General features: G+C 73.9%; 17 protein-coding genes and 1 tRNA gene. 8 read left to right on the top strand and 10 right to left on the bottom strand.

The features are described 5' to 3' along the window. Positions 1-108: 108 nt before the first annotated feature. From ACZ6Y7_RS03380 to ACZ6Y7_RS03360, 5 genes are all read right to left on the bottom strand, one after another. Positions 109-1,158: a family 2 encapsulin nanocompartment cargo protein polyprenyl transferase gene (locus ACZ6Y7_RS03380; RefSeq protein ID WP_465756159.1), complete on the bottom strand. Its 1,050-nt coding sequence runs from the start codon at positions 1,156-1,158 to the stop codon at positions 109-111. 435 nt (positions 1,159-1,593) lie between these two features. Continuing rightward, a complete protein-coding gene (locus ACZ6Y7_RS03375) occupies positions 1,594-3,012 on the bottom strand; it encodes a family 2B encapsulin nanocompartment shell protein (RefSeq protein ID WP_465756158.1) in 1,419 nt (472 codons plus the stop codon). A 253-nt stretch (positions 3,013-3,265) separates the two neighbouring features. After that, on the bottom strand, positions 3,266-3,811 hold the full coding sequence (locus ACZ6Y7_RS03370; RefSeq protein ID WP_465756157.1) for a methylated-DNA--[protein]-cysteine S-methyltransferase: 546 nt from the start codon (positions 3,809-3,811) through the stop codon (positions 3,266-3,268). A 119-nt stretch (positions 3,812-3,930) separates the two neighbouring features. Further along, the gene (locus ACZ6Y7_RS03365; protein ID WP_465756156.1) at positions 3,931-4,164 is read right to left on the bottom strand and encodes a hypothetical protein; all 234 of its coding nucleotides are present in this window, start codon (positions 4,162-4,164) and stop codon (positions 3,931-3,933) included. 185 nt (positions 4,165-4,349) lie between these two features. Further along, positions 4,350-5,618: an MFS transporter gene (locus ACZ6Y7_RS03360; RefSeq protein ID WP_465756155.1), complete on the bottom strand. Its 1,269-nt coding sequence runs from the start codon at positions 5,616-5,618 to the stop codon at positions 4,350-4,352. Between the two features lie 212 nt (positions 5,619-5,830). Between ACZ6Y7_RS03360 and ACZ6Y7_RS03355 the strand changes: the two genes are divergently transcribed. Continuing rightward, the gene (locus tag ACZ6Y7_RS03355; protein ID WP_465756154.1) at positions 5,831-6,628 is read left to right on the top strand and encodes a hypothetical protein; all 798 of its coding nucleotides are present in this window, start codon (positions 5,831-5,833) and stop codon (positions 6,626-6,628) included. 148 nt (positions 6,629-6,776) lie between these two features. On the opposite strand, the gene ACZ6Y7_RS03350 is transcribed toward ACZ6Y7_RS03355, so the two are convergent. The 3 genes from ACZ6Y7_RS03350 to ACZ6Y7_RS03340 form a co-directional block, all read right to left on the bottom strand. Next, positions 6,777-7,661, bottom strand: coding sequence for a serine/threonine-protein kinase (locus ACZ6Y7_RS03350; RefSeq protein WP_465756153.1), 885 nt, complete (start codon positions 7,659-7,661; stop codon positions 6,777-6,779). Continuing rightward, positions 7,661-9,547 carry an ABC transporter ATP-binding protein gene (locus ACZ6Y7_RS03345; protein WP_465756152.1) on the bottom strand — a complete coding sequence of 629 codons (1,887 nt, stop codon included), beginning with the start codon at positions 9,545-9,547 and terminating at the stop codon, positions 7,661-7,663. The genes ACZ6Y7_RS03350 and ACZ6Y7_RS03345 overlap by 1 nt, the downstream gene beginning before the upstream one ends. A 69-nt stretch (positions 9,548-9,616) precedes the next feature. Beyond that, positions 9,617-9,757: a hypothetical protein gene (locus ACZ6Y7_RS03340; protein WP_465756151.1), complete on the bottom strand. Its 141-nt coding sequence runs from the start codon at positions 9,755-9,757 to the stop codon at positions 9,617-9,619. 521 nt (positions 9,758-10,278) lie between these two features. Between ACZ6Y7_RS03340 and ACZ6Y7_RS03335 the strand changes: the two genes are divergently transcribed. From ACZ6Y7_RS03335 to ACZ6Y7_RS03315, 5 genes are all read left to right on the top strand, one after another. Next, the gene (locus ACZ6Y7_RS03335) at positions 10,279-10,755 is read left to right on the top strand and encodes a hypothetical protein (RefSeq protein ID WP_465756150.1); all 477 of its coding nucleotides are present in this window, start codon (positions 10,279-10,281) and stop codon (positions 10,753-10,755) included. An 85-nt stretch (positions 10,756-10,840) separates the two neighbouring features. Then, positions 10,841-11,635, top strand: coding sequence for a class F sortase (locus ACZ6Y7_RS03330; RefSeq protein WP_465756149.1), 795 nt, complete (start codon positions 10,841-10,843; stop codon positions 11,633-11,635). Positions 11,636-11,973: 338 nt separating this feature from the next. After that, on the top strand, positions 11,974-12,852 hold the full coding sequence (locus tag ACZ6Y7_RS03325; protein WP_465756148.1) for a hypothetical protein: 879 nt from the start codon (positions 11,974-11,976) through the stop codon (positions 12,850-12,852). Beyond that, entirely contained in the window at positions 12,849-13,652 is an 804-nt protein-coding gene (locus ACZ6Y7_RS03320; protein WP_465756147.1) for a response regulator, read from the top strand. Before ACZ6Y7_RS03325 ends, ACZ6Y7_RS03320 begins: the two co-directional genes overlap by 4 nt. After that, positions 13,649-14,854, top strand: coding sequence for a sensor histidine kinase (locus ACZ6Y7_RS03315; protein WP_465756146.1), 1,206 nt, complete (start codon positions 13,649-13,651; stop codon positions 14,852-14,854). Before ACZ6Y7_RS03320 ends, ACZ6Y7_RS03315 begins: the two co-directional genes overlap by 4 nt. An 87-nt stretch (positions 14,855-14,941) precedes the next feature. Here the strand turns inward: ACZ6Y7_RS03315 and ACZ6Y7_RS03310 are convergent, their stop codons facing one another. Further along, entirely contained in the window at positions 14,942-16,018 is a 1,077-nt protein-coding gene (locus ACZ6Y7_RS03310) for a hypothetical protein (RefSeq protein WP_465756145.1), read from the bottom strand. An 809-nt stretch (positions 16,019-16,827) separates the two neighbouring features. Continuing rightward, positions 16,828-16,901 (bottom strand) — tRNA-Thr (locus ACZ6Y7_RS03305). A 291-nt stretch (positions 16,902-17,192) separates the two neighbouring features. On the opposite strand from ACZ6Y7_RS03305, the gene ACZ6Y7_RS03300 reads away from it, so the two are divergent. Together ACZ6Y7_RS03300 and ACZ6Y7_RS03295 are read left to right on the top strand one after the other, a co-directional pair. Continuing rightward, on the top strand, positions 17,193-18,284 hold the full coding sequence (locus ACZ6Y7_RS03300) for an ABC transporter ATP-binding protein (protein ID WP_465756144.1): 1,092 nt from the start codon (positions 17,193-17,195) through the stop codon (positions 18,282-18,284). 169 nt (positions 18,285-18,453) lie between these two features. Then, positions 18,454-18,897 (top strand): hypothetical protein, encoded by a 444-nt coding sequence (locus ACZ6Y7_RS03295; protein WP_402221848.1) that lies wholly within the window; start codon positions 18,454-18,456, stop codon positions 18,895-18,897. Positions 18,898-19,153: the final 256 nt, after the last annotated feature.

The following is a 19,153-nucleotide window of genomic DNA, read 5'->3' as shown; positions in this document are numbered from 1 at the left end:
ACCTGTTGGACGCATTGGGACAGCGGATAGGACTCTCTCGGAGAGCGGGGGCGGGCCCTGGCGGGGGAATTCGCCCGGGCCGCCTCCCCGCTCCCCGGGACCGCACCCTCAGTGCGTGCGGCGGGTGACCAGCTCGGCGAGCGCCAGCAGTTCGTCGGCGGCGGACGGTTCCGGCACGGCGGCGGCCAGCTGCGCCATCGCCGCGGCCATCCGCTCACAGGACTGCCCCTGCGCCCAACCGCGCCCGCCGGCCCCCTCGACGGCGGCGGCGCACTGCGCCAACTCCTCCGGGCTCAGCGGGCGTTCGAGCGCGTACAGTTCGGCCAGCCGATCGCCGTCAGCGGTGCCGGAGCCCAGGGCCGCGACCACCGGCAGCGACTTCTTCCGGGCGACCAGGTCCGCGCCGACCGGCTTTCCGGTCACCGCCGGATCCCCCCAGATGCCGATCAGGTCGTCGATCAGCTGGAACGCCAGGCCGATCTCCCGGCCGAAGCCGTCCATCGCCTGCGCCGTGTCCTCGGACGCCCCGCCGTACAGGGCACCCATCGCGCAGGCGGCGCCGAGCAGGGCACCGGTCTTGGCCTCCGCCATCGCCAGGCACTCGGGCAGCGAGACGTCGTTGCGCTGCTCGAAGGCACAGTCGATCTGCTGCCCCTCGCACAGCTCGACCACGCAGTCGGCGAGCCGGCGGATGGAGCCGTGGGCGGCCGGGTGGCCGTCCTCGGCGAGCAGGCGCAGCGCGAGGGAGTGCATGGCGTCCCCGGCCAGGATGGCCTCGGTGGTGCCGAACACCCGCCAGGCGGTGAGCCGGTGGCGCCGGGTGTCGTCCCGGTCGATGACGTCGTCGTGGAGCAGGGTGAAGTTGTGCACCAGCTCCACCGCGGCGGCCGCGGCGGCGGCCGCGGTGGGCGCACCGCCCAGGGCCTGGGTGGCGGCGAGGACCATGGCCGGCCGGATCGCCTTGCCGGCGGAGGCCGTGGAGGGCGTGCCGTCCGCCTCCCACCAGCCGAAGTGGTAGCCGGCGACCTTGCGCATCGTGCCGGGCAGCGAGTCGACGGCGGCCCGCAGGACCGGGTCGACCAGCGCGCGGGCACGGGCGAGGATGTCCGCCGCCTCGTGCCCCTCCTTGTGGTCCCGTTCCAGCGTGGGACTCGTCATGGGTCTCCCCCTTGTCGGCACATGTCGTGGGACGGGCCCGGCGTGGGCGGGCCCGGGTGGCGCTGTGGGTGTCGGGCGGTGTTCGGACGGGGGCCGGGGCCGGTCGGCGCGGGACCGGCCGGGGCGACGGTGACGGCGGGACGCTCGGCGGCGGGACATAGGGCGGCAGGGCGTACGGAGAGCGGGCCGTATGGACAGCAGGCCGTACGGAGGGCAGGCCGTACGGACAGCGGGCGTACGGCGGCAGGACGTGCGCGCCAAGCCCCTGCCCGTTCGCGGTCGGGCCGTGTCGGGCCGTGTCGGGCCGTGCCCGGACGCACCGGGACGCACCGGGACGCACCGGCCGGCCGGGGTGCGCGGGGCACCTCCGGCCGGACGGGGTGCGCGGGGCACCTCCGGCCGGACGGCGCGGATTCCGCTCCCGCCCGCCGGGCGTCAGCGCTGCGCGATGTCCACGTTCTCCAGGACGCCGACGGCGTCCGGCACCAGGATCGCGGCGGAGTAGTACGCGGTCACCAGGTAGGAAATGATGGCCTTGTCGTCGATTCCCATGAACCGCACCGAAAGGCTCGGCTGGTATTCGTCCGGAATTCCGGTCTGGTGCAGCCCGATGACACCCTGGTTGTCCTCGCCGACCCGCATCGCGATGATCGAGCTGGTGTTTCCGACGACCGGGATCTTGTTGCACGGGAAGACCGGCACCCCGCGCCAGGCCATGACCTGCTTGCCGTCGACCTCGACCGTGCCCGGGTAGAGGCTGCGCTTGTTGAGCTCCCGGCCGAAGGCGGCGATGGCCTTGGGGTGGGCCAGGAACATCTTGGTGCTGCGGCGCCGGCTGAGCAGCTCGTCCATGTCGTCCGGCGTGGGCGGGCCGGAGTGGGTCTGGATCCGCTGGTCGTAGGCGGCGTTCTCCAGCAGGCCGAACTCGGGGTTGTTGACGAGCTCGTGCTCCTGGCGCTCGCGCAGCGCCTCGATGGTCAGCCGGAGCTGGTGCTCGGTCTGGTTCATCGGCTGGTTGTAGAGGTCGGCGACGCGGCTGTGCACCTTGAGGATGGTCTGGGCGACGCTCAGCTCGTACTCGCGCGGCTTGAGCTCGTAGTCCACGAAGGCGCCGGGCAGCTCGTACTCGCCGTGGTGGCCGGCGGAGAGCTCGATCGCGGCCTCGCCGTGCTTGTTCTGCGGCTGCTGGAAGCCGTTGAGGTACTCGATGACCTGCAGCTGCAGCGCCTCGGAGCGGTCGTGCAGCTCCTGGAAGGAGGGCCAGGACAGCGCCATGACGGTGCCGGAGGTCGCGGCGCGGACGGTGTACGGCCAGGTGCCGCCGTCCTGCTGGACCGCCTCGTCGCCGAGGTGGTCGCCGTCGGCGAGGGTGCCGACGACCGTCTCCTCGCCGTACTTGCCGGTGCCCATGCGGTCGAGCTTGCCGTGCGCGATCAGGAAGACCTCGGTGATCGGCGTGCCGGCCTCGACCAGGACGTCCCCGGGGGCGAAGTCCCGCTGGACGAAGCGCGAGGCCAACTCCTCCAGTACGGCCTCGTCCTGGAAGCCGCGCAGCACCGGCACCTCGGCGAGCGTCGGCGGGACGACCCGCACCTCGGAACCGGTCTTGACGAAGTCCACCCGGCCGCGGCCGACCGCGTAGCGCAGGCGGCGGTTGACCCGGTAGGTACCGCCGGACACCTGCACCCAGGGCAGCTTCCTGAGCAGCCAGCGCGGGCTGATGCCCTGCATCTGCGGCGCCGACTTGGTGGTCGTGGCGAGGTTCCGCGCGCCCGCCGTGCTCAGACTCTGCTGCTGCCGGACTTCCGGCTGCGCTCCGGGCGCGGGAATTCCGGCATTGGTTTCGGTCGACATGAGGGGAGCCCTTCGCATACCCGATACCTGATGAAGTGTCGCCTTGCGCATTCGTGTTGCAGCTTCATCGTGGGCCCGTTCGAGGGAACTCCGCAATCACTCATTCGAGTGGTTTGGAATAACCGAACAAATAGTACGACTAGATCACCTGATCGATATTCATTCGATTTTCCATTCGAACGGGGCGGGCATCGCCGGCCGACCGGACCCCATCCTCCCCCATCGGGGTGACTCCTGTCCGGCAACCCGGCGGCTACAGCGGCCCGTTCCAGTCGAGCGTCGGCTCCAACACCCCCTCCAGGGTGAGCAGCCAGCGCTTCACGTCGATCCCGACCCTGCCGCCGCCGAAACCGCCGATCCCGTCCGCCGCCACCACCCGGTGGCAGGGCACCAACAGCGCGACGGGGTTGGCGGCCATCATCTGCCCGACCGTCCGGGCGGCCAGGCCGGGCTCCGTGACGTCCTCGAACACCCCGCTGCGGGCCGCCAATTCGCCGTACGTGACGGTCCGGCCGTACGGCACCCCGCGCCAGAGCGTCTGCAGCACCGCACGGTGCGGGCCCGAACTCAGGCTCCAGTCGATCGGCAGGCCCACCTCACGGGTGCGGCCCGCCAGGTAGGCGCCGATCCGCTCGGTGACGGCGGCGATCTTCGACTCGTCGGTGCACGGCGGCACCTCACCCTCGCGCCCGCCGTACCCGGCCGCCGCGACGCCGAGCGGGGTCACCGCGATGTGCATCGGGCCGCTGGGCAGCGGCGTCGGCACGGTCAGCCAGGACATCGACCAGGACTGCGCCACGCTCGGGCCCCCACCCTCCGCCGGACCGGCCGCCGGCCACCCCGGCACCCGGAGGGCGTCCCCGCCCCGCGCGCCATGGTACGGCGGGCGGTCGGCGGGCCGAGCGGGTACGGAGTCGGTCAGAGCCGCCCCTTCAGCTGGGTGGCGAGCGCCTGGGCCCAGTGCGCCAGCTCGGCGCGGTCCGGCGTGCGGCCCTCGCACAGCAGGGCGAGCTGGGCCTCGTTGATCCGGTTCGGGCCGGGGATCTCCAGCAGGTACGCCAGCTCTGCCAGCACCGTGGCGAGCCGTTCGGCGTCCGTGTGGTCCACGGTCACCGCGGACTCGTGGTGGCTGATGGTGAGCGAACCGGGCATGGCACGACCTCCTCCGTCACCCCCCGAACCCTTCCACCGTACGACCGGGTCGGCCGCCCCGCCCGCCGCGGAGGCATGCGTGCGCGGGTGGGGCAGCCGGTTGCGCTCCGGGGCCGGCCGGGTGCGGTACGCGGTGGGACCGCACCGGGGCCGGGGGTGCGCCCCGGAACCGTCCGAGGGATCGGTCAGTCCACCGGGCCCTCCTCCCAGCGGCGATTCCGTACGGCCGGTATTCCCAACACTACGGCCCCGGCCGCCAGTTGCCAGAGAGCCCCGAGCAGCAGAACCGTGTCCGCCCCGGACCGGGCGGCCAGCGGACCGGCCGCCGCCAGACCGAGCGGGCCCAGGACGAAGGAGCCGAGCGCGCCGAACGAGGTCGCCCGCCCGAGCAGTTCCACCGGCACCCACTCCTGCATCGTGGTGGTGTACAGCGTTCCGCAGACCGCCGAGCCGGCCCCCGCCACCAGCGCGCCGGCGCCCACCCACGGCAAGGACGCCCCCACCGCGAGCGCCCCGGACGGCAGCGCCCAGCCCAGGCCCGCCAGCGTGGCCACCGCGAGCGGACGGCCGGGCCTGCGGCCGAGCATCAGCAGGCCGCCGAGCACCGCGCCGGCGCCGTACACACCCATCACCAAGCCCCAGTCGCGGGCGCCGCCGAGGTCCCGCTGCGCGGTGAGCGGGCCGAGCACCAGGAACGGCGCCCACACCAGCAGGTTGAACAGGCCCATCTGCGTGGTGGTGATCCACAGCCACGGGCGGGCGGTGAACTCCGACCAGCCGGCCCGCAGTTCCCGCAGCATCGACTCGCCGCCGGCCGGTGCCGCCCAGCCCGGCTGTCGGAGCCGGGCCAGGGCGAAGGCGCCGACACCGTACGTCACCGCGTCGACCAGCAGCACCGCGGCCGGGCCCCTGGCCGCGGTGACCAGGCCGGCCAACGCCGGGCCGGCCACCGTGGACAGCGAACGGGACAGCCCCAGCAGGGTGTTGGCGTCCGCCATCAGCTCCTTGCGGCGCACCAGACCGGGCACGATCGCGCCGAAGGCCGGCATGAACAGCCCCTCGCCGATCCCCCACACCGCGACCAGGGCGACCATCGCCACGACCGGTGCGTGCCCGGCCGCCAGCAGCCCGGCGAACACCGCCTGCACCAGGCCTCGCAGGAGTTCCGAGCCCAGCATCACCCGGCGGCTGCCCAGCCGGTCGGCGATCACCCCGCCGGCCAGCAGCACCGCCACCACCGGGAGGATCCGGGCCGCCATCACCCAGCCCAGCTCGCTGCCGCTGCCGCCGCCGTCCAGCACCGCGAAGGCCACCGCCACCGGCGCCATCGAGGAGCCGAGGAGGGACGTGGTGTACCCGGTGAAGAACCAGGCGAAATCGCGCTCGCCCAGCACGGCGAGACGGACACCCAGACGCCTTCGGCGGGCCGGGATCCGTTCGGTGTCCATTGCCATGGGCAGCAAGTCTGAGTTCCGGGAAGGCGGGGTTCAAGGGCTTGCGGTGAAAATCTTGAGCCTTTTCGCATCAATCTCGGAAAGAGCGTCGCCTATCGCAGTAAACAACGGCGATCACCGGCATTCACCTGCGCTTTACTGCGGTAAACCAGTATTCTTCGATGACCTCGAATGAGCACAGAATGCGGTGTTTACTGCGGAAGAAGGCTGGCGTGACGGACCTCCCCCCGGTCGAATACGGCGTCGCCGTGCAGCGCTACCTGGCGGCCTCCGGGCTCGCCGAGGGCTCCCGGCGGATCTACCGGATCGCACTGGACACCTGGGCCTGGGCCCTCGCCGACCGGCCCGCCCCCACCGGCCCGGAACGGCGGCGCGCACGGCCGCCCGTCCTGCCGCTGGCCCTGCTCGACCACCCGGACGCCGCCGACCGGCTCCGCACGGCCGTCACCCGCCGCAGCGCCGTCACCGACCCCCGCACGCTCAACCGGGAACTCGCCACCCTGCGCGCGGCCGCGGCCTGGTGGCGGGCCCGCGGCTGGATCGACGCCGACCCGACCGCCGAACTGCGCCCCCGCGCACTGCCCGAACCGGCCTCGTCCACCGCCCCGTTGACCCCCGACGAGCTGCGCTCCCTTTTCGCCCTGCGCGCGCCGCTGCGCGAAAAGACGCTGTGGCACCTGCTGCACGAGTCCGGCGCCGCGATCGAGACCGTCCTGGCCCTCGACACCGACCACCTCGACGTCCTCCACCGCCGCACCCGCCCCGGACACACCCCCGTCCACTGGGGGCCCGGCACCGCCCGCCTCCTGCCGCTCCTCGTCGCCGGCCGCGGCACGGGCCCGCTCTTCCTCACCGACCGCCGCGCCCCCGCCGGCACCCCCGCCCCCGACCGCTGCCCCTACACCGGCCGCGCCCGCCTCTCCTACCGGCGCGCCGCCGAGCTCTTCACCACCCACACCGGGGCGCTCGGAGCGGGGTGGACGCTCCGCCGGCTGCGCGGAGCGCGGTAGGGGGAGGGTTGGAGACGGGGCGGGGCGCGGTACGGGGTGGCGGGGGATGCTCGGCCGCCCGGCGCACAGGGACGCCGGACTCGGCGTAGCCCGACGTCCAGAACGCTCACCGGCCGCGGGGGGCGGAGGGGAGGCTCCGGCCTCCGCGCTATTCCTCCGGCGCCGGCGCCGCGCGGCGGCCCTGGGGAAGCAACTCGTCCAGGGTTTCGGCCAATTGCGGCAGGTCCGGGCGGTCGTCGGCAGCGAGGCTGAGGCAGGCGTCGATGGCGGCGGCGAGGGGGCGCGGGAGGCGGCGGCCGCGGGCGACCGGGGCGGCAGGGGTGATCGGGGTGATCGGGGTGATCGGGGTGATCGGGCTGGACGACTCGTCCGTGAAGGGCAGTTCACCGGTGGCGGCCTCGTAGAGGGTGACGCCGATGCCCCAGACGTCGGTGGCCGCCGTGAGGGGACCGCCCGCCGCCTGTTCGGGGGCGAGGTAGCCGTCCGTCCCGATGCCGGGGGTGCCCGGGCCCGGCGGGCGGGCGATGCTCAGGTCGAGCACCTTGGCGCGGCGGCAGTCGATGACGATGTTGGAGGGCTTGAGGTCGAGGTGCAGCAGGCCCTGGCGGTGCAGGTAGCGGGTCGCCGAGCAGAGGTGCAGTCCGAGCAGGGCCAGGTCGCCGGCGGCCGGGCGGCGCGACCGGGTGTCCAGCAGGTGGGCGAGGGTCTCGCCGGTGAGGGTCTCCAGGACCGCGTACGGCTGCGGGCGTTCGCCGGTGCCGTAGCCGCGCACCAGGTGGGGGTGGGTGAACTCGGTGAGCCAGCGGCCCTCGCGGAGCAGGCGCTCGCGCAGTCGGCGTTCGCGGCGGCGGTCGGGCCGGAGCACCTTGACCACGCACCGGCAGTCGCGCTCCTCGCTCCAGCAGTCGTAGACGTCGAGCCAGCCGGTGCGGCACAGATGGCCCAGGACCTGGTAGCCGGGGGCGATGGACTCTCCTGCGGCAATCAGACGTTCGCGGCGAGGACTCTCCGAGTGCAGCCGTTCGGCGCGCATCAGGCCGCCTCCCGGAGCGGTGCCCGGTGCAGCCGGTAGAGCCGGGCGTAGCCGTCGTCGCGGGCCAGCAACTCCTCGTGGGTGCCGCAGGCGGCGACGCAGCCGCCGCGCAGCAGCACGATCCGGTCCGCGTTCGGCACGGTCAGCAGGTTGTGCGAGATGACGATCGTGGTCCGCCCGTTCATCAGTCGTCCCAAGGGTTCCAGGATCCGCCGCCCGGACTCCGCGTCCAGTCCGGTGGTCGGCTCGTCCAGCAGCAGGACGGGCGCGTCCCGGACCATCGCCCGGGCGATCGCGATCCGCTGCCGCTGCCCGCCGGAGAGCAGACCGCCCTGCCGGCCGACCACGGTGTCGTAGCCGTCCGGCAGCCGGCTGACGAACTCGTGCGCGTCGGCGGCCTTCGCGGCGGCGACGACCTGGGCATCGGTGGCACCCGGCCGCCCGTACGCGATGTTCTCCCGGACGGTGCCGTGGATCACCAGGGTCTCCTGCAGCAGCACCGCGATCTGCTCCCGCAGGTCGGCCAGGGCGAGTTCGCGCAGGTCGATGCCGTCGAGCCGGACGGCGCCGCGCTCCGGGTCGTAGAACCGCAGCAGCAGTCTGGCGGTCGTCGACTTGCCCGCCCCGCTCTCCCCGACCAACGCCACGGTCTCGCCGGGCTCGGCGCGGAAGGACACGTCGAACAGCGCGACCCGGGTCGTGCCGGGATAGCGGAACCACACCCCGTCGAAGGCCACCGAGCCGCGCACCGACGCGGGGCGCAGCGGGCTCGGCGGATCGGTCACCTGCGGCCGCTGGTCGAGCAGTTCGATGATCCGCTCGGCGGAGGCGGAGGCGGAGTAGAAGCCGTTGCTGAGCCGCGAGAGGCCGCGGATCGGCCCGTACAGCCGGCTCAACAGGGCGACGAACACGAGGAGTTCGCCGAGCGTCAGGCGGCCGTTGGCGAGCTCCCAGGCGCCCAGCCTGAGCACGATCAGCGCGCCGACCAGCTCCAGCGCCTCCACGATCGGCGCGAACAGCGCCCGCAGCCGGGTCGCCGCCATCGTCGCCCGGAACCGCGCCAGGCTCTCCCGGCGGAACCGTTCCTGCTCCCAGTCCTGCCGGTTGTACGCCTGTACCAGCGCGATGTTGTCCAGCGTCTCCTCGGCGAGCGCGCTGACCGAGCCGCTGCGCCGCCGCCGCTCCCGCGACGCGGCCTTCACCAGGACGGAGAAGCGCCGGGCGGTGAGCCAGAACACCGGCGCGACGACCAGGGCCACCGCGGCGAGGTCCCAGCGCAGGTAGAAGAGCAGACCGAGGAAGACGGCCAGCTCGGCGACGTACGCCACCGCGTCGAGGACGCCCGAGAGGAGGAAGGTCTCGACCGCCTCGACATCCGCGGTCAGCCGCGACAGGACGTCACCGAGCCGCCGCCGCTCGAAGAACCCCAGGGACAGGCCCTGCAGGTGCCGGAACACGTCCGTGCGCAGGGCGAGCAGGAAGCGCTCGCTGACCCAGGCCGAGGCCGTCTCGTCGGCGAAGCGCAGGCCCCCCGCCAGCAGGGTCAGCCCGGCGTAACCGAGCGCGACCGGCGGGAACAGATCGAGCCTGCGCGGCACCAGCACGTCGTCGACGACGACCTTGAACAGCCAGATCGCGGCCGCGTCGACCACCGGCCCGAGCAACACGAAACCCAGCAGGAGGGCCAGCCAGCGTCGGCCCCCGCGGGTGTAGGGCCAGAACCGCCCGAACACCCGCCGCAGCGGGACGGCCGGGGCCTGTGCGACGACGGCGGCCGCGGGGTCGTCGGCCGCGGGGGCGCCGGCCGCGCGGCCGCCGTTCGCACGGTGGCCGGCCCCCGCGTCCGCAGACGCGGAGGCGGCGGTCAGGCGTCGCGGCGACCACACGGTTCGGGTCCGGCTCCGGGAGGGTGGCCAGGCCTACGGCGGCCCGGCCCTGACAGGACGGCGGAGCCGTCAGTGCCGCGAGTTGCCGCCATGGCGGCGACGACGACGGTCCTTGGTCTTCGAGGTCCTGGTCTCCTTGCCGGTCCGGGTCCGCTTGTGCGGATGCCGCATCGCCGGCACCAGGTTGGCCAGCATGCTCATCGCTGCCACCTCTCTGTCGATCCTTCTCGGTCCCCCACCCGGAGGTACGAGCCGTAGGCCGGGGGCACTCATCGGCCGGTGTGAATTCGGCGGGCGCGCGAGTTCGGCCGGTGCGGATTCGGCCGGTCCGGATTCGGTCGGTGTGGATCCGGTCGGTGCGGATTCGGTCGGTGCGGATCCGGTCGGTGCGGATCCGGCCGGTCCGGAATGACCCCGCGCGGATTCGGCCCGCGGGCGTTCCGGCGGCGGGCGTGACGTCACGGACAACGACTGCGACGGAAACGGCCGTTACGCAGCCGATGGCCGTCCGTGACACGACCGGCCGAGGACCGCGACACGACCCTCCTACCGTCAGTGTCGACGCCCCGGCCGCACCGGCCGCACCGGCCGCACCGGCCGTACCGGCCCGAGGGCGTCCGCGACGGTCTGCCCGTCCGGCGCAGACGACGAAGGTCCACGACCGCGCCACCGCGAAGACCGATGCACCCACCGACACCGACGCAGACACAGATATCGATGGAGACCACCGCATGAGCAGGAGCCGTACCGACCGTTCGCCCGCCCGCCGCGTCCTGGCGGTCTGCGCCCTAACCGGCGCCGCGCTGCTGACCGCCGTCACCGGCGGTCAGGCCTGGGCCGACGGCGCACCGAAGCCCGCCGCGACCGCTCCGGGCGGCGCCGTCGCCTCCCCGGCCGGCACGGCGCCGAAGGCCCCCGCCGCCTCCCCGGCGCCGGTCGACCCGAAGGCCGTGCCCGCTCCGGCCGCCTCCCCCGCCTCGCCGGGCGGGGCCGCCGCGTCCCCGCGGGCCGTGCCCGCTCCGCAGGGCCCGGCCGGCACCCAGCCACAGGTCCGCGAAGTGCCGAAGGGTGCCGCGCAGGCCGGTGACGGCTCCGGTGCCACCGACGGCTCCGGCCTGATGCTCGCGGGCGGCGGCGCCGTCGCGGCCGTCGGCGCCGCGGCACTCGGCTTCGCCGTCCTGCGCCGCCGCTCCGGTGCGCGCGGCTGACACCGGTCCCGAGTCCGCCGGGCACCCCGGCGTCGTTCCCCCGTACCTGGCCGGTCGGGGAAGCGGCGCCGGGGCCGCCCCGGCGGTGGGGACCGACAACCGCGGCCGCGGCCACCGAGGCGGCCGTCGACGCGAAGCCCAGCGGTCACGCGAAGCCCAGCGGTCCGACCGACCCGACCGGCGCGCCGACCGACCCGGCCGCCGCCGCGGACGGCGCCGCGCCGCCACGGCGGGCCCGAGCGCCCTGCGCCGTACGGCCTTCGGCACGGCCGGCCTGCTCTGCCTGGTGCTCGGCACCTCGCTGGCGCTGTCCGGCCGGCAGACCCCGGTGGTGCGGATCGAGGCCTCCGGCCACAGCAGCGCCCCGGGCACCCCGCCGACGGCCCCGCCCACCACCGCCACCACTCCCCCTGCCGCCACCCCCACGGCCCTCCCCGCCTCGCCGCCGACCCGCCTCCTGATCCCCGATGCCGGGGTGGACGCGCCCGTCACCGACCTCGGCCTGAACGCCGACGGAACGGTCCAGGTGCCGCCGGCCGAGCGCGGCGACGAGGTCGGCTGGTACCGCAACGGCCCCACCCCGGGCGAGACCGGGCCCGCAGTCCTGATCGGGCACTACGACACCGTGCACGGCCCGGCGGTCTTCCGGCAGCTGCCGAAGCTGCGGCCGGGCGCGCTGATCCGGGTCCGGCGCGCGGACGGCAGCACCGTGGACTTCACGGTCCGCACGCTGCTCCAGGCCGCCAAGGACGGCTTCCCCACCGAGCAGGTGTACGGGGACACGCCCGCGCCCGCGCTGCGGCTGATCACCTGCGGCGGGCGGATCGGCTCGGACGGCCACTGGACGGACAACATCATCGTGCTGGCGGACCCGGCCTGACCGTGCCCCGGCCGGACCGACGGCGGTCCACCCGGCCCGGCCGGACGGTCCGCCGCCAGCCGCCAGCCGCCAGCCCGCCCCGACCGACCCGACCGACCCGGCCCGACCGACGCGACCGACCCGGGCCCGATCCGACCGCGGCGGAACCGCTGGAGGCCACCGGGACGACCTACCACCAGGACGCGCCCACGGCGGCGAAGCGCCGGGACCGGGCCCGGCCGCGACATCGGCACCAGCGCCGCCGCCCGGCCCCAACACCCGGCATCCGGCAGCGACTGGCACCCGGCAGCGCCCGGGGCCCGGCAGCACGCCGCACACCAGGAGGAAGAGCACCGACCGTGGCAGCGACACCCCCACTCCGCCGCCGTCCCGCCGCCCTCCCGGTGGCAGCCCTGGCCGCCTTGGTCGTCCTCCTCGCCCTCGCCGCGCTGGCCTTCGGCAGGTCAACCCCCGGCGGCCTGCGGGACCAGGGCCCGGCCGCGATCATCACGCCGCCGCCCGTCCCCCAGCCGCTCTGGCCGCACCTGGCCGCCGGGCCGTCGCCCACCCCGTCCGCCACCGGAACGGGCGGCACCGCGCAACCGCCGCAGCCCGTACCGGACCTGACCGTCCCCGGGCGCGACATCACCGCCGTCGACGTCCGCACCGTCCTCGCCAAGGACCCCGCGGTGACCCAGGAGGAGCGGCCGGCGCTCGACTCCTGCGCCGGCTGCGAGGTCCGCAGCCCCGAGTTCCGCGACCTGACCGGGGACGGCCGGCTCTCGCTGATCACCACCGTCGTCACCCCCGGGCCATTGGTGCTGCACGTCTACACCCTCGCCGACGACCGTCTGCTGCCCGTCCTGCGGGTGCCCGTCCAACGGAACTTCAGCGCCGAGACCATCGGCTCCGAACTGTGGCTGTACGAGTCGACCACGGTCTACGTCCGGACCAGCAGCCACTACCGCTGGGACGGGAGCAGGCTCGTCCTGCTGGAGCGTAAGGACGAGGGCCTCGGCGTGCTGCCGCCGACCGGCGCGGACGCCGGCGGCCCGGCCGCCGCCACCCCCAAGGCCAGTGCGGTGCCGGCCGGTTCACCCGCCGTCGCGCCGCAGGCCCCGGCCCCCGGCGCGGCCGTCCCGTCCCCGCGCGCACCCCGGCCGACCGCCCAGCCCGCCGCCCCCGTCCAGCCCGCCGTCCCCACCGCCCCCGCCGCGTCCCCGGAGCCGAAGCGATGACCTCCGCCGCCACCCCCGCCCACCCGCACATCCTCCTGGTCGAGGACGACGAGGTGATCCGCGAGGCCACCAGGATGGCGCTGGAGCGCTACGGCTTCCCGGTCACCACGGCCGCCGACGGCCTGGAGGGGCTGGAGGCCTTCCACGCCGTCCGGCCCGACCTGCTCCTACTGGACGTCATGCTGCCGCTGCTCGACGGCGTCGGCCTCTGCCGCCGGATCCGCGAGGAGAGCCAGCTGCCGATCCTGATGATGTCGGCGCGCACCGACCCGGTGGACGTGGTCTCCGGGCTGGAGGCCGGCGCGGACGACTACGTCGTCAAGCCGTTCGAGAGCGCCGTCCTGGTCGCCCGGATCCGTACGGTGCTGCGCCGCGTCCGCGTCGTCCCGGCCACCGACGCGCCCGTGCCCGGCGAACCCTCGTCCTCACCCTCCGCCGCACCCGACGCGACCACCACCGCTCCCCACGCGGCCACCCCCTCCCCGTCCCCCTCCCTCGCCCCCTCCCCCGCCGTCCGCAGCTTCGACGGCCTGCGGGTGGACACCGACAGCATGGAGGTCCGGGTGGACGACCGCCTCGTCCCGCTCACCCCCACCGAACTGCGGCTGCTGCTGGAGTTCACCGCCGCGCCCGGCATCGTGCTGGAGCGCTCCACCCTGCTCGAACGGGTCTGGGACTACGAGTGGGGCGCCGACACCCGGGTCGTCGACGTCCATGTGCAGCGGCTGCGCGCCAAGATCGGCTCCGGCCGGATCGAGACCGTCCGCGGGTTCGGCTACAAGCTGCGGCGCCCGGCATGACCCTGCGCCGCCAGATCGCCGCCGCCGTCGCCGCCATCTCCGTCCTGGTCGCGGTGGCCGTCGGCCTGCTGGTCCACCGGGCGATGATCCGTCAGCACGTCGACCAGGCCCGCGCCACCGCGCTCACCGCCCTCGACGCCGCCCTGACCGGCTACGGCCGCAGCCGCGAGCTGACCGGACCGGGCACCGCGTTGGACGACCCCGCCCTGCCCGACCGGCTGCGCACCCTCGCCGACAGCGGCCGGAAGGGCTCGATGCTCGCGGCCGACGGCGCGGGCGAGTCGATGTGGGCGGCCGGCCCGGTGCAGCACGGCGTGCTCTCCGTCCGGGTGGACTTCGGCCAGGACCGCCGGGCCATCGCCGACCTGGACCGGATCATCCTGCTCACCGTCGTCGCAGCGGTCTTCACCACCGTGCTGGTCGGCGTGCTCGTCGCGGACCGGATCAGCCGCCGACTGCGCACCGCGGCCACCGCCGCCCGCGGCATCGCGGCCGGCGGGACGGACACCCGGATCGGCGAACTCGTCGACGGCAGGGACGAGGTCGCCGACCTCGCCGCCGCCGTCGACCTGATGTCCCGCACCCTGCACCGCCGGCTGGAGGACGAACAGCGCTTCACCGCGGACGTCGCCCACGAGCTGCGCACCCCGCTCACCGGACTGGTCACCGCCGCCGAACTGCTGCCCCCGGGCCGCCCCACCCAACTCGTCCAGAACCGCGTCCAAGCCCTGCGCGGCCTGGTCGAGGACCTCCTGGAGGTCTCCCGCCTGGACGCCGACGCCGAGTCCCCCGACCTCTCCGCCGTCCCCCTGGAACGCGCGGTGCGCCGCACCGTCTCCCTCACCGGACTGGACGTCGCGGTCGAGGTCGCCGCCGACCGGCAGGTCCGCACCGACCTGCGCCGGCTCGACCGCATCCTCGGCAACCTCGTCCTCAACGCCCACCGCCACGGCGCCGCCCCGATCCAGCTGCACGTCGACGGCCGCCGCATCACCGTCCGCGACCACGGCCCCGGCTACCCCGACGACCTGCTCCGGCACGGCCCCCAGCGCTTCCGCACCAACGCCCCCGAACGCGGCCGCGGCCACGGCCTCGGCCTCACCATCGCCACCGGCCACGCCCGCGTCATCGGCGCCACCCTCACCTTCGCCAACCACCCCACCGGCGGCGCCCTCGCCACCCTCACCCTCCCGCCCGACTGACCCCCGCCCACGCCGAAGGGCCGGCCCCGACACGCACCGGACCGGCCCCCGCTCTGGACCCCCGCTCTGGACCCTCGCTCTGGAGGATCAGCGCCACTCCAGGGGGACGTCGACGTAGCCGAGAGAGGTCGCGGCCTCCTCGGGGGTGATCTGCTGGGGCTGGGCACCAGGGGTGAGGTCGGTGACGAATGCGGTCTCCTGACTGCCCTGGACGGAGCGGAACAGGAGCTTCTTGCCGTCGGCGGAGACGACCTTCGGGAGGTTCTTCCGGTCGGTGGCCGGGAGCAGGACGGGGCCCGCGGCGTCCTTGGCGTTCTCGTAGTCGGCGGGGTGCATCCGGTCGACGTCGAGGGTCCAGAGGTTGTTCCGGTACGGCGGCTTCGCGCCTCCCAGCGCGGCGGGGGCGCAGAGCAGGGTGTGGTTGTCGACCCATCCGGACGGCCGGCACTCCATGTCCTTGATCTTGCCGGCGGAGCCGTTCGCCTTCAGGGCGCCGTTCGCCGTCACGGTCACCACGTTCTGGCCCTCGCCGTCGACGTAGCCGACCGCGCGCTTCCCGTCCGGACTGAAGTACACGCTCCCTCCGGTCACGCCGTGCATCGGAGTGCCGCCGAGCGTCAGGTCGAGATCCCCGAATCCCGCGCTCGGTCCCGACCACTGCTCGGTCAGCCGGTGGTCGGCGGACAGGTCCCGACTGGCGATGTGGTCCTGACCGTTCGGGTCGCGGTACGTGAACCAGACGCTCCCGCCGTCGGGGGCGAAGAGAGCGTCCTTCTCCTTGGGCAGGCTGGTGAAGCCGGAGGGCGTCCCGGTGAGATCGGTGAAGTGGCCGGCGAGATCGACGTAGCCGACGTGGCTCGCGCCGGTCTTGTCGTCAGCGGTCACGATCGCGAGCCGGCTGAAGTCGTGGTCGAAGAGCTGCCGGATGCGCGGACCGAAGGCGGCGTCGGAGGCCTCTCCCCCACCGCTCCCGGAGTTCGGGAAGTTCCCCGCGCACAACTCCTGAAGGGCACTCAGCTTGCCACCCTGCCGTGAGCCGAGCACCGCCGCGGCGGGCAGGGTGAACTCGACCGAGGCGACGGTCTTCCAGCTGCCGGGATCGAATCCGTGCACCCAGACCTTCGCCGGCCGGGAGGCGGGCACCGTGCAGCCCGCACTGATCACGAGGTCGTGGTCGCGAAAGGTCGCGTTCGCGGCGGCGGGCGGCCTCTGCGGCGAAGCCTGGGAAGAAGCCGCACCAGAGCCTCCCGAGGTGGCGGCGGGCTGCTGCCCGGAGCTTCCGCAACCGGTGACCAGCGGAAGCAGCACAGCCGCCGCCACTACAAGCCCCCGCCCGGTCCGCCCGCTCCCTGCCACGACCATCGAAGACCCCCACCGTTGTGCCACCACGCGCCGGAAACTGACGACAAGACAGTTCAAAGGATCTCAGATCCCGGTGCAACCACGTCATGATCGATCACATCCCGCCCGCCCCGGACGGTCAGCTCGGCCGCTGTCCGTGACCGGGTTGTTCGCCGGGCTGGCGTGGGCCCGCGGGGACGCATGACGTACCGGTCCGGCCTCGACCGCTACGCCGGCCGCCGCAGCCCACGGCACGCCGCACGTCGCCCAGCAGCGTCGACAGCGGCTGGAGGCCGGGAAGGACTGAGCGGACTCCGGCTACGTCTTCCACCACAGCGACCGCTCAGCCGATCGAGCCGCGGAACCTCCCCCGCTCGTTCACGCGGGTGGCCGGGGCCGAGGCGCTCTGCCGCCGATCCGGGTGCACGACACCCGGCACGGCTGCGGAACGCTCCTGTCCGCCGCCGACCTGGCGCCCTCGTGGCCGTCCTCGGACACAGCGCACAGGGACCGCCGGCTGAAGCACCGCCGCAAGGCCGACTGCTGTCATCCGGAGATGCCAGAACGCCCCGGGCCGATCACGGCCCGGGGCGTTCTGCGTTCTTCGGCCCTCTGACCTGGGCCAAAAGCTGAGCCCCCTGTCGGGTTCGAACCGACGACCCCCGCTTTACAAGAGCGGTGCTCTGGCCAGCTGAGCTAAGGAGGCACGGTGGCCGTCCGCGATGGATCACGGCGGCACCGGGGGCAGTCTACCGGGCCCCGGTGGCGGGGTGGTGGGATATCCGGGGGTTGATGGGGCGGGGTGGGGCGGGGCGGGCGTGATGGAACCGATGCCGAAATGGGGGCGGCGGGGGGCTGACAAGGCGCGGGGGCGCGGGTAGCGTCGCCGGGAGTCGGTTCGTTCAGTGGTTCAGACCACTGGCGGGCGACGGACACGTACATCCCCCTTTACTCGGATCGTCCGGCACGTTCCTGCCGGTGAAGGAGAGCAACGACCATGGCTTCTGTCACGTACGACAAGGCGACCCGCGTCTACCCGGGGGCGGACAAGCCCTCGGTGAACGCCCTGGACCTGGAGATCGCGGACGGCGAGTTCCTGGTGCTGGTCGGCCCCTCGGGCTGCGGCAAGTCGACCAGCCTGCGCATGCTGGCCGGCCTGGAGGACGTCAACACCGGCGCGATCCGCATCGGTGACCGGGACGTCACCCACCTGCCGCCGAAGGACCGGGACATCGCCATGGTGTTCCAGAACTACGCGCTCTACCCGCACATGACGGTCGCCGAGAACATGGGCTTCGCGCTCAAGATCGCCGGTGTGAACAAGGCGGAGATCCGCGCCAAGGTCGAAGAGGCCGCGAAGATCCTCGACCTCACCCAGTACCTGGACCGCAAGCCGAAGGCGCTCTCCGGCGGTCAGCGCCAGCGCGTCGCGATGGGCCGCGCGATCGTCCGCCAGCCGCAGGTCTTCCTGATGGACGAGCCGCTGTCGAACCTGGACGCCAAGCTCCGCGTCTCGACCCGTACCCAGATCGCCGGCCTGCAGCGCCGCCTGGGCATCACCACGGTGTACGTCACCCACGACCAGACCGAGGCGCTCACCATGGGCGACCGGGTCGCGGTGCTCAAGGACGGCGTGCTGCAGCAGGTCGACACCCCGCGCAACATGTACGACAAGCCCGCCAACCTGTTCGTGGCCGGCTTCATCGGCTCGCCGGCCATGAACCTGGTCGAGGTGCCGCTGGTGGACGGCGGCGTGAAGTTCGGCGGCTCGGTCGTCAACATCTCGCGCGAGAACCTGGCCGGCGCCGGCACCGACAAGACGGTGACGGTCGGCGTCCGCCCCGAGCACTTCCAGATCGTCCCCTCGGGCGGCATCGAGGGCGTCGCGGTGACGGTGAACGTGGTCGAGGAGCTCGGCTCGGACGGCTTCGTCTACGGCACCACCAAGATCGGCGGCGAGGACAAGGACCTGGTCGTCCGCGTGCCCGGCCGACAGATCCCGGCCCGCGGCGAGACCATCCACGTGGTGCCGATCGCCGACGAGACGCACGTCTTCGCGACCGGCACCGGTGTGCGCCTGAGCGCCTGAGCGCCTGCGGCGACCGCCCCGACGGAGCCCGTCGGACCCCTCCCCGGGTCCGGCGGGCTCCGTCCGTACACCCCGCGTCAACACGGCGTGGGGACGAACCCGGACACCGTGTCACTCGATGGTGTAACGGAGGGCGATCCGTCCCGCACCCACCGCTACTCTCCTGAGGGTGAAGCAGCTTGTGCGCCGTATCGGCCAGACCGTCGCCCTGACCCTGCCGGTCGTCCTGGTGACCACCGGCACCCTCGCCGTGACCCGGGTCCCGTGGGCCCCGCCGACCGGGCTCGACCAGCAGGTCGTGGCGGCGTCCAGCGGGGACGGCGCCGGGATCGGTCGCTCCACGACCGCGACCAAGACCGCCGACGGGCTCGCCCCGCAGGAGTCGCTGCGGGTGGCTCTGCTGGACGAGCTGCGGGCGAAGAACCCGTCCGCCGCGCTGGACCTGCTGGAGCGCTCGATGCGCGAGCAGCCCTCGCTGACGCCGTACTGCACCTCGCTGGCCACCGAGTTGGGCAAGGCGGCGGTGCGCAAGTACCAGGGCGACGTCCAGCGGGCCCGTTCCTTCGCCCGCCCGGTCTGCGACGGGGCGTTCGCGGCGGGCGTGGTGGGCTGACGCCGGTTCCGGTCCCGGCCGGAGCGGCGGCCCTATTGTTCAGGCATGACCGCTGACTCCGGCCACGCCGCCGACCTCGCGTCCGCGAAGAACTCCCCGAACTCACCGAACCCACCCGGCTCTTCGGGCTCCCCAGCGCCTTCGGACTCCCCGGGTTCTCCGGGTTCTCCGGGTTCTCCGGGTTCTCCGGGTTCTCCGGGTTCTCCGGGTTCTCCGGGTTCTCCGGGTTCTCCGGGTTCTCCGGGTTCTCCGGGTT

Source organism: Kitasatospora sp. NPDC053308 (assembly GCF_055585785.1).
The sequence above is the reverse complement of the archived record's forward strand: the minus strand, read 5'-3'. Positions and strand labels throughout refer to the sequence as shown.